Source organism: Streptomyces sp. NPDC091272 (genome assembly GCF_044757485.1).
GTDB lineage: Bacteria > Actinomycetota > Actinomycetes > Streptomycetales > Streptomycetaceae > Streptomyces.
The window spans coordinates 196,208-204,932 of record NZ_JBIVVC010000012.1 but is presented as its reverse complement, the minus strand read 5'-3'; the positions used below and the strand labels follow the sequence as shown (position 1 = coordinate 204,932).

Here is an 8,725-nt window from a genome sequence, read left to right as displayed (position 1 = left end):
GGGGCCCCCCGGCGGGGGGGGGCCGGGGGCCCGGCGCCCGGGGGGGGGCGCCGCCCCCCCCCTGGTTGTGTTCAACCAACAAAAACCCCCGTGTTCGGCGGGGGGGGCCCCCCCCCGGGGCCCCCCCCCCCCCCGCTTCATTCCCCGAGGGCCCCGAGGGCCCGGACGGCTCCGACGGCCCCGAGGGTCAGAAGGTTGCCCCGGAAGCTCCCGCAAGTGCTCCGAAGACGATCGGTAGCAGGAGCAGTACGTGCTGAAGGCGAGGATGCCCGGCTCGTCGCGTCCAGGCCATGCATCCGGCCGTGGCGATGGCGAACACCGCGGTGAACAGGAGCGTGTCCGACCAACTCGCCTCGGCCCACGTGGATGCCAGCCACTGTGCGACCGTCATGGACCCGCCGAAGAGTGCGGCCCCTGACAGGACATCGCTGCCGCTCAGCGCCCTCGGTTCCGGCCCATTGCGCTTGAGGAAGCGCCAGAGCTGGAGAAGGAGTACGAGTACGGTCACGCACTGCACGACGACGGCGAGTACGAACGCACCCATGAACACATGCTGCATTTAAGGGCCTTCCTCCCTGTTGCCGGGTCGGTCAGCCGCCGCATGCCTTGACCACGCCGCTGATACCGCTGATGTCACCGAAGATCGCAACGGCCAGCTTCCACCGTTCCGTGCTGTTCCCTGCCTGTGCGATGAGCTTGGCGCCCTTGATGACGCCGCCGAACTTGGCGGCCTTGGTCACCAGGAGGCCGTTGCCGGCGACGAAGGCGCCGACGGCACCGATGCACGCGGTGACCCGCTTGGTGGTGTCCCACCACCCGTATTGGACACCCCCGTCGAGATGGGATGCGGCAGGGGCCTGGGGGGTGTTGACGAGAAGCGGAAGCGCGGCCTCCTGAGCGGCTTCGTTGCCCGGGTACATGGCTTCGGCGACCTGCTGCGGGGACGGATTCGACGGGAGGGCCAGCAGACGCTCTTCGAAGCCGTCCTCATCGATGGCGGCCAACAGGTCGATCTGGTCCTGAGCCTGCTGAACCTGCTCAGTCTGCTGCGTGTTGCGGGCCTCGACGGCGTGGTGCCGCTCTGCTGCGGACGCCATGGGGGCCGCCACGGCCACCGACGCGGCGGCGAGTGCGGTCAAAGTGGCAAGGCGTATGGACTTGCGGTTCACGTAGAATTCCTTTGCGGTAACGATGCGGGCACGTCTGCGCACTTATGGCCTAGGAACCATGCGCTCGTGCCCGCATCCCGGCGCGGTCAGCCCGGGACGTCATGAACCCTCTCTGGTCCAGACCTCTGACGCAACCTACAACCCCCTCTTTGTGATCTACCCCGCACCTTTATCTAAGGGGCAACCCTCGCCGCGCTAACGAAGTCGCCGTCTGAATAGCCATTTGGTCGTGCTTTCCATGGTCAACTTATGAGCACCTGTTGTGGCTGTTTCAGGCCTCACGCGCCTTCGAGCAGTCGCTTTCCGAGAAGCTCAGCCGCTTCCCCCGATAGGTGGGAAGGTCCTGGCGTGGCTGCCTGCAGGTGTCCGGTGCGCGATGGTTCGCGCGTGGGCGTGCCACCGGCTCACGTCAGGAGACGGGCTGGACCCTGGGGGATGCGCTGTCGGACGCGTCGAGACTGAGCGGGCACACGAGTGCGGAGAGGGAAGTCGTATGGCCTGCCCGGTAGTTGTTGTGCGGCGCGCTGTTTTCCTTTATGACGATGTCCGTCCTGGGTGTGCTCGGCCCCGTCGCAGTCGGGACGGCAGAGGCCTGGGGACGACCTCTCCCTGGCGGTACGACGATCGAGGTTGCGTCGATGTGGACGAGCGCGTCGGGAGAGCGTTGCGGACACCCGACAGGTCCGCCCCGGGCTGGTGTTGACGTTGATCATCTGAGTGCGCGGTGTACCGCGCGTAACGGCGCCGAGGACTCCGCAGAGGGCCGGTACGACGAAGTAGCAGGCCACCAGCACGCCTGTGCCGGCCGCGTCGAGGGAACTTCCGAGGACGAGGACGAGGACGAGGACGGGGGCGAAGAAGGCGGCGGTGGTTTCGGCCAGTAGAAATCCGGCGACGCCACCGGGTGGGGCCTCGCGCTACTTGCCGAACCGTCGAGAGCGCAAGCCAGCGGCTGGTCATTGATTTCTCAATGGCCGGTCGTCGGCCGTTGGGCATGGGTCAAGCCACTGTGCCGTTACGGGGTTCCTGAGCCCCGGGCAGGGAGCTCTTCGAGGACCTGCTCACTCTCGCCCCGCTACACTCCCAGCACTCGGAACGGAACAGGCACATCCTGCCGATGCGGTTCGGCCAGGAACTCATCCAGGCTGAGGTCGGCGAGAGCCTGGGTGTCGCACAGACGCGGGGCTCCTGCCTCCTGCCCCGCGCATCGTCAGCCAGCTCCACGGCCTCCGTCCAGCTGCTCATGCCCGCTCCGGCCCTGGGCGGCTCCACAGAGTCGCCCTGCCGACGGCCAACGCCTCTGAACCGCGGTTGCCTAGACCGGCATTGCGTGAATCAGGTGACGGTCCGGCGGTAGATCTGCCGGCTGCCGCCCTCGGGCCCTGGGGCGGCAGTCTCGGCGGGAGCGAAGCCGAGACGTTCGTAGAAGACGCGTGCGCCGCTGACGAGAGCACCGGGGTGGTCGGCCCCGAAGGTGACTACCTCGATGCTGCCCGGACCCCGCACCCACCTACGCATCGCGTCCGACATCAGCGCGTGACCGACGCCCTGCCCTCGTGCCTGTTCCGAGACGACAAGCCAGTGGATGTGGTACGTCGACGCCTGCGCTCCGAACAGCAGCCCGCCGAAGACTTCCGGTCCCGTCGATGCCGCTACGAGTGCCCTGGACCGACGGATGTGCTGGCGCAGAGCGTCATGGAAGCCGGCGTCCTCGACCATGGGACCGAACCAGTGCTCAACCTGGGCCGCCAGGCCGAGGAAGCCAGAGAAGTCCTCATCTTCTGCGAGTCTGACGATCATCCAGGCAGTCTGGCATGAGCAGGACGAGCGCTGCGTCATGGGCCCACCGCGAGTGCATCGGCTCCGGGCACGCCGGGAATTCGGGGACGTCAGTCAGGGTCTCTGTCTCAGCTCGCTCACCATGCTGGCGAGGGGGGGAGGGCTCTACTGCTTCCCCACGCTCTCCATGTGGGCCCCTCCTCAAGGACGGACCTCGGGTCTTGCACGCCCGCCCATGCGGCTCAAGCCCACCTGCCGACAGTCCCGGTGGAGAGACGCATGCTCAGGCACCCTCGGGCGTGATCAGACAGAAGGGATGGCCGACGGGGTCCTCGTAGACCCGGTAACCGACCGGCTTGTCCGAACCGTCCAGCAGCGCTGCACCGAGGGCGAGCACCTGGGCCTCGGCCGTATCAAGGTCCGCGACCATCACGTCGATGTGCATCTGCTGAGGGTGCGCGGGGTCCGTCCACCGTGGCGCGCGGAAGTCATCCACCCGCTGGAAGGCGACTACCGGTGCGCCTGCGTCGTTCTGGAGCACGACGAAGTCACCGGTGTCCTCCCCTCTTGAGAGTGACAGCAGCTTTTCGTAGAAACCGGCGAGTTCACGCGGGTCAGGGCAATCGATGACAACGGTGTATAGGCGTCCGATCATCCAGCTCACTATGCCACTCGCGCGAACGGGCCAAGTGGCTGGTGTGGCGCCCCAGTTCAGATGCTGCGTGGCCGTTCCGCGGCGACCGGCCCCGTCCTGTGAGTCTGCGGGTCGTACGCACCCGCGCCGGGGTCAAGTCCCAGCCCACCTGCCAGACAGAGCCGACCAGTTCAGACATCATCCGGTGCCCATCGCCCCCTGCCGTCACTGGAACATCAATTTTTTCCAAGCCTGTCCGCTGGTCCATGAATACGATCGCCGACGTGGTCACGAAGCAGGATGGCCGTGTTCCGTGACTATCGCCGTAGTCGTAAACGAACAGCGCCACCCCCGACTCCCAGACCTGACAGGTGCACCACAATCTCACGAGCTGCCTACAGGGAGCCGCTCCCCGCGCCCCCCACAGACGCCCCAAAGAAAGACAGGTGCCGCATGCGCGCGCTTCGAACCCTCCTGCTCGGCGGAGCCCTGGCTCTGGCCTCGTTGGCCTCGGCGCCCGGCGCCCTCGCTCTGGAGGGCGATCCCGCACCCCAGGGAACAGAGACCGTCACCACCCCCGCAGGGGCCGTCGACGCGATCCAGAGCTTCCGCAATCAGGCCACGGGACGTTGCCTGGACGACACCGACAACGGCGGTTTCCGCGCCTGGAGCTGCAACGGCTCCAACCCGCAGAAGTGGTCCGTGCACGTCTGGGGAGACAGCACCCGTCAGCTGCGCAACGTGGCCACCGGCCGCTGCATCGAGGACACCGACAACGGATTCCGCACCGTCGGCGCCTGCAACTCCAGCCCGGAGCAGAGCTGGTGGGTCACGGTCTGGGGTGACGGCACCGTCCGCTTCCAGAACCAGCTGACCGGACGGTGCATCGACGACAGCTCGCTGGGCCTGCGCACCTGGGGCTGCAACAACACCCCGTACCAGAGCTGGTCCTGACACCTGACCCCCTGACACCCGACAACTGACCCCCTGACCCCCTGACACCCCACAACCGACACCCAACCCCCGCCCCACCGGCGCGGCCCCGCCCCCGACAACGACCACGGAGCAGTCCCATGCGTACCCCCCGCCCACGACAACGACCACGGAGCAGTCCCATGCGTACCCCCCGCCCACGCCACGCCCTACCCAGAAGAACACTGCTCAGATCGGCGCTCTTACTGTCCTTACTCTGCTTACTGTCCACGGGCGCTCTCGCCGCCCCCGCCTCGGCCCGAGGTGGACACGAGGTGCCGGGGCCGCTCGGGAACCGTGAGCCGGCCACGGTGCTCTGTGACATCCCCCCGGACCGGGACATTGCGGTGATCCGCAAAGTGTACGAGGTCGGGCAACGCCGAGGCGTGTCCGACATGGTGATGCTCGCCGGCTTTGAGACGGGCTGGGTCGAGTCCCGGATGAACAACCTGAACTGCGGGGACCGCGACTCCCTCGGCGTCTTCCAACAACGCCCCTCGCAGGGGTGGTGCGACCCCGACCAGTGCCTCGACGTCGACTACGCGGCCAACAAGTTCTTCGAGGTCGCCCAGGAGATGGAACCCGGCTGGGCCACCGCCGGAGAGCTGGCGCAGGCCGTGCAGCGCTCCGCCTACCCGGAGCGCTACGCCCAGGCGGAAGGCTACGCACGGGAGTTGATGAGCGAGGCGTTCCAGCCGTACGGCACCATCGGTGCGAAGTTCGCCGGCCTCGGGGGAGAGGGCGGCCCGCTTGGCCGGCCGTTGCGCGCCGAGGAGGACGCCCGGCTCGGCGGACGGTTCCAGCTCTTCCAGAACGGAATCGTCATCTGGCACCCGGACGCCGCGCACGCGATCTACGGGGACATCCTGCAGAAATACTGGGACTCGGACTCCGAGCAGCGCTGGGGCTTCCCCACGATGGACGAGGCGGACGGCGCACAGGCGCCCGACGGGACCCGCGGCCGCTACCAGTTCTTCGAGCGCGGCCTGTTCCTGTGGTCGCCCGCGACGGGCGCGCACACCGTCCACGGCGCGATCTACGACGCCTTCCACGCCGGCGGGCACGAGGGGACGTACGGCTACCCCACGGCCGACGAGGTCGACGAGGCGGGCGGCAAGGCCCAGCGCTTCCAGAAGGTGACCTTTCACTGGAACGCGACCCGCGGCACCTGGATCACCAACAACTAGCAGGAGACAGCTATGAGATCGCTGATTCTTCGGCGGGTGATCGGGGTTGTGGCGCTGGCGCTGGTCTCCCTCGGCCTCGTGTTCACCGCGCCGACGACCGCAAGCGCCTCGGAGCCCGGTGGCTCGATCGGCCGGGGCGAGGTGATGGACCGCGCGTGGTCGTGGGTTGCCGAGCGGGTGCCGTACGGCCAGAGCGGCTGCTACGAGAACGAGTTCGGCTGCTACCGGCCGGACTGCTCGGGCTATGTGTCGATGGCCTGGAATCTGCCCACCTCCCTCACCACCTGGGACCTGTGGAACGTCACGGTCGACGTTCCCGCGAACGATCTGCAGCCCGGTGACATCCTGCTGCGCGACTCGGGTGGCATCGACCATGTGGCGCTGTTCGCCCGCTGGGCTGATGCAGCCCACACGCAGCCGGTGGTGCGCGAGGAGTGGGACTTCGGCCAGGTCGCCGAGGAACGGGTGTGGGGCAACGGCCTCCGCGGCTTCACGCCCAGGCGCTACAACAAGCTCGACGACCTGATGCCGTACGGGACCATCAGGGCCAAGTACGACAGTACGGGCGGCCCTTCCGGACCGTTGGGCTGGCCCGTCACGGGCGAGCGCGACTCCTCCCTCGGCGGGCGCTTCCAGCAGTTCCAGAACGGCATCGTCATCTGGCATCCCGATGTCGCGCACGCGATCTACGGGGAGATCCTGCAGAAGTACTGGGACACCGACGCCGAACGCCGCTGGGGCTTTCCCACCACGGACGAGGCCGACGCCAGCACTGCGCCCGGCGGAAACCGCGGCCGCTACCAGTTCTTCGAGAAGGCCCTGTTCCTGTGGTCCGCCGAGACCGGCACGCACCCCGTGCAAGGCGCGATCTACGACGCGTTTCGCGAAGCCGGCCACGAGAAGGCGCTCGGATACCCCACCACCGACGAGACCGACGAAGCAGGCGGCAAGGCCCAGAGGTTCCAGAAGGTCACCATCCACTGGCACCCCGACAGAGGCACCTGGATCACCAATAACTAGCGGCGTCCACGGCGTCCAGCTACAGCCGGGGGCATGTTCGCTGCTTCCGCCCTCCCTCGGGCATCGATCCGAGGTCGGCGTACGACCGCGACCGCCTACCCAAGGCATCCGAGCCCACCAGTCCAACCAGTTCGCGCAGTACAGCCAGCCCAACCAGTGCAACAGGAGCAACCAGCCCCACCAGACCAACCGACCGAGTCAACGAGACCAACCAACCGAGGAGAATCGAATGCGATCGAGGAAAATGGCGGCCGCCTTGTCCGGCCTCCTGCTGACGGCCGGACTCACCGTGGCGCAGGCCCCCACGGCGCAAGCAGCGGCTCCGTGCGAAGGCACCTACACCATCGTCGTCGGTGGCACCGGCAGCTCATGGAACAACGACCTGTTCTACGGCAACATCCAGCAGCACGTCGGGTACCCCACCCAGATTCCCAACGGTGCGAGCGCGCGGGCAGGCGTCAACGAGCTGAACCGGCTGGTCCGCGACCAACGTGCCGCGTGCCCGGCCCAGCACGTCAAGATGGGCGGTTACTCCCTGGGTGCCGCAGTGGTACACATCTGGGTCACCGAGAACTGGCAGACGTTCGACAACGTCAATGCCGTCCTGGTCGCGGACCCCAAGCGCAAGGGGCCTCCCGGCGCCAACGGTGGATCCGTGCCGTTCGGCGGAATCGTCGGCGCCCCACTCGCGGGTGCTGACGACTTCTTCGGCAACGTGCCGGTCAAAACGATCTGCCACTGGGACTACGTCTGTGACGAGTCGGCCGGCATCTGGACCTACCCGCACAACCACGTCGAGAACTACAAGGCGAACGACTTCAACATGGACCACCACAACGACGTCGCCAACGAGCAGTGGCACAACGGCACCTGGTACCCCCGCCCGTGAGGCCGTAGGCCGAATGTCCTGGGGTTGAGTCCGGAAGTTGAGTCCGGTTGCGAGGGCGCAGGCACGGTGGCGCGGGTGCGTTTCGACCGGCGTCGCATGCCGCAGCTGCACTGCCCTCGCGGAACTCACGCCGCGGGGAGGCCGATTCCTCATCGAAGGGCACCGGCGTGCGCTGTTACGCCGTCAGATCGGGCCGGCTCGATCTTGTACGGGGGCGGGGGGCGCACGCCGGAGTCACCTCCGCCGCGTACCGGCAGCTTGCAGCCGGGTCGCCAAGGGGGAGTGACCGACGCAGGAGGAGAACGGGATGTTGCATCCGGCGCCGGCCCGCTCAGGCAGGTGCAGCCGGCGTCGGACACCTGGCGGAGTCGGCCTCGTGGCCGCGATGTCGGTGGCGGGGTCCGCTCGCCGAGGCGCCGAGGTCGCCGAGATCCCCGTAGGGGGCGCACGCCCCCTGGTGGCTGGCCGCCGGGGACATGCGTCCAGCGCCTGGACGCTGTCGCAGGGCTCGTCCCCCTGCCTTCGCCGGACGCGGATCGTGAGCCCGAAGGGCTAGTTACTCCAGCCGAAGATCGTGACTGGCTGGAACGGCTCATGCTCTGCGAGGCTTGCGCGGCTTGGCCCAGCTGCCGGGCGGCCGGTTTCGCTCCTGGGTGAGGATTGCCGCGTCGAACTCAGCCTTGCTGGTGACCGTTCGTGGCTCTGGTTCGAGCACGGCCGCAGCCGAGCGCCACGGGACAGAGGAGGCCCAGCCGACGAGGGGCATGGTCTCGTTGTAGTGGCGAGCGAACCGCGCGGTGATGAGGGCCGGCATCTGGTAGTTCAGGTCGCGCGCGTGCTTGATGAACGTCTCGGGAAGTAGGACGTGGTGCGTTTCCAGATAGTGCGGGAAGTCCTGGCGCCAGATCCAAGTGCCGTCGGTAAGCAGCGATGAGCAACCCAGGGAGTGGCGGTGCGCGTTCCCGGTGATGGCGTCGCGGCCGGGCCGTTCCACCCCGTTGGCACCCATGCCTGCGGCCACCCCTGACCATCGGTGTTGAAGACTGCAACTTGTGCGGTGGCCGCGAAGCACAGC

9 protein-coding genes are annotated in these 8,725 nt (G+C 67.7%); 4 read left to right on the top strand and 5 right to left on the bottom strand.

Features of this window, described 5'->3' with window-relative positions; all coding sequences use genetic code 11:
- Window positions 1-187 precede the first annotated feature (187 nt).
- From ACIQM4_RS28765 to ACIQM4_RS28750, 4 genes are all read right to left on the bottom strand, one after another.
- Window positions 188-559: a hypothetical protein gene (locus ACIQM4_RS28765; RefSeq protein WP_401597412.1), complete on the bottom strand. Its 372-nt coding sequence runs from the start codon at window positions 557-559 to the stop codon at window positions 188-190.
- A 31-nt stretch (window positions 560-590) separates the two neighbouring features.
- Window positions 591-1,169, bottom strand: coding sequence for a hypothetical protein (locus ACIQM4_RS28760; protein ID WP_401597409.1), 579 nt, complete (start codon window positions 1,167-1,169; stop codon window positions 591-593).
- Window positions 1,170-2,504: 1,335 nt separating this feature from the next.
- Window positions 2,505-2,969: a GNAT family N-acetyltransferase gene (locus ACIQM4_RS28755; protein ID WP_401597406.1), complete on the bottom strand. Its 465-nt coding sequence runs from the start codon at window positions 2,967-2,969 to the stop codon at window positions 2,505-2,507.
- Window positions 2,970-3,231: 262 nt separating this feature from the next.
- A complete protein-coding gene (locus ACIQM4_RS28750) occupies window positions 3,232-3,603 on the bottom strand; it encodes a VOC family protein (RefSeq protein WP_401597404.1) in 372 nt (123 codons plus the stop codon).
- Between the two features lie 432 nt (window positions 3,604-4,035).
- Here ACIQM4_RS28750 and ACIQM4_RS28745 point away from each other — a divergent pair, with 432 nt between their 5' ends.
- From ACIQM4_RS28745 to ACIQM4_RS28730, 4 genes are all read left to right on the top strand, one after another.
- Complete coding sequence (locus tag ACIQM4_RS28745) at window positions 4,036-4,536, top strand: RICIN domain-containing protein (RefSeq protein ID WP_401597401.1); 501 nt, start codon at window positions 4,036-4,038, stop codon at window positions 4,534-4,536.
- Window positions 4,537-4,901: 365 nt separating this feature from the next.
- On the top strand, window positions 4,902-5,741 hold the full coding sequence (locus ACIQM4_RS28740; RefSeq protein ID WP_401597398.1) for an LGFP repeat-containing protein: 840 nt from the start codon (window positions 4,902-4,904) through the stop codon (window positions 5,739-5,741).
- Window positions 5,742-5,753: 12 nt separating this feature from the next.
- Window positions 5,754-6,761, top strand: coding sequence for a hypothetical protein (locus ACIQM4_RS28735; protein WP_401597396.1), 1,008 nt, complete (start codon window positions 5,754-5,756; stop codon window positions 6,759-6,761).
- 229 nt (window positions 6,762-6,990) lie between these two features.
- Window positions 6,991-7,650: a cutinase family protein gene (locus tag ACIQM4_RS28730; protein ID WP_401597394.1), complete on the top strand. Its 660-nt coding sequence runs from the start codon at window positions 6,991-6,993 to the stop codon at window positions 7,648-7,650.
- 592 nt (window positions 7,651-8,242) lie between these two features.
- Here the strand turns inward: ACIQM4_RS28730 and ACIQM4_RS28725 are convergent.
- Entirely contained in the window at window positions 8,243-8,659 is a 417-nt protein-coding gene (locus ACIQM4_RS28725; protein ID WP_401597391.1) for a hypothetical protein, read from the bottom strand.
- Window positions 8,660-8,725 lie beyond the last annotated feature (66 nt).

Bases quoted from the DNA above. Each gene is read 5' to 3' on its own strand.
- ACIQM4_RS28765 (WP_401597412.1), bottom strand. From the start codon at position 559: ATGCAGCATGTGTTCATGGGTGCGTTCGTACTCGCCGTCGTCGTGCAG.
- ACIQM4_RS28755 (WP_401597406.1), bottom strand. From the start codon at position 2,969: ATGATCGTCAGACTCGCAGAAGATGAGGACTTCTCTGGCTTCCTCGGC.
- ACIQM4_RS28750 (WP_401597404.1), bottom strand. From the start codon at position 3,603: ATGATCGGACGCCTATACACCGTTGTCATCGATTGCCCTGACCCGCGT.
- ACIQM4_RS28745 (WP_401597401.1), top strand. From the start codon at position 4,036: ATGCGCGCGCTTCGAACCCTCCTGCTCGGCGGAGCCCTGGCTCTGGCC.
- ACIQM4_RS28735 (WP_401597396.1), top strand. From the start codon at position 5,754: ATGAGATCGCTGATTCTTCGGCGGGTGATCGGGGTTGTGGCGCTGGCG.
- ACIQM4_RS28730 (WP_401597394.1), top strand. From the start codon at position 6,991: ATGCGATCGAGGAAAATGGCGGCCGCCTTGTCCGGCCTCCTGCTGACG.
- ACIQM4_RS28725 (WP_401597391.1), bottom strand. From the start codon at position 8,659: ATGGGTGCCAACGGGGTGGAACGGCCCGGCCGCGACGCCATCACCGGG.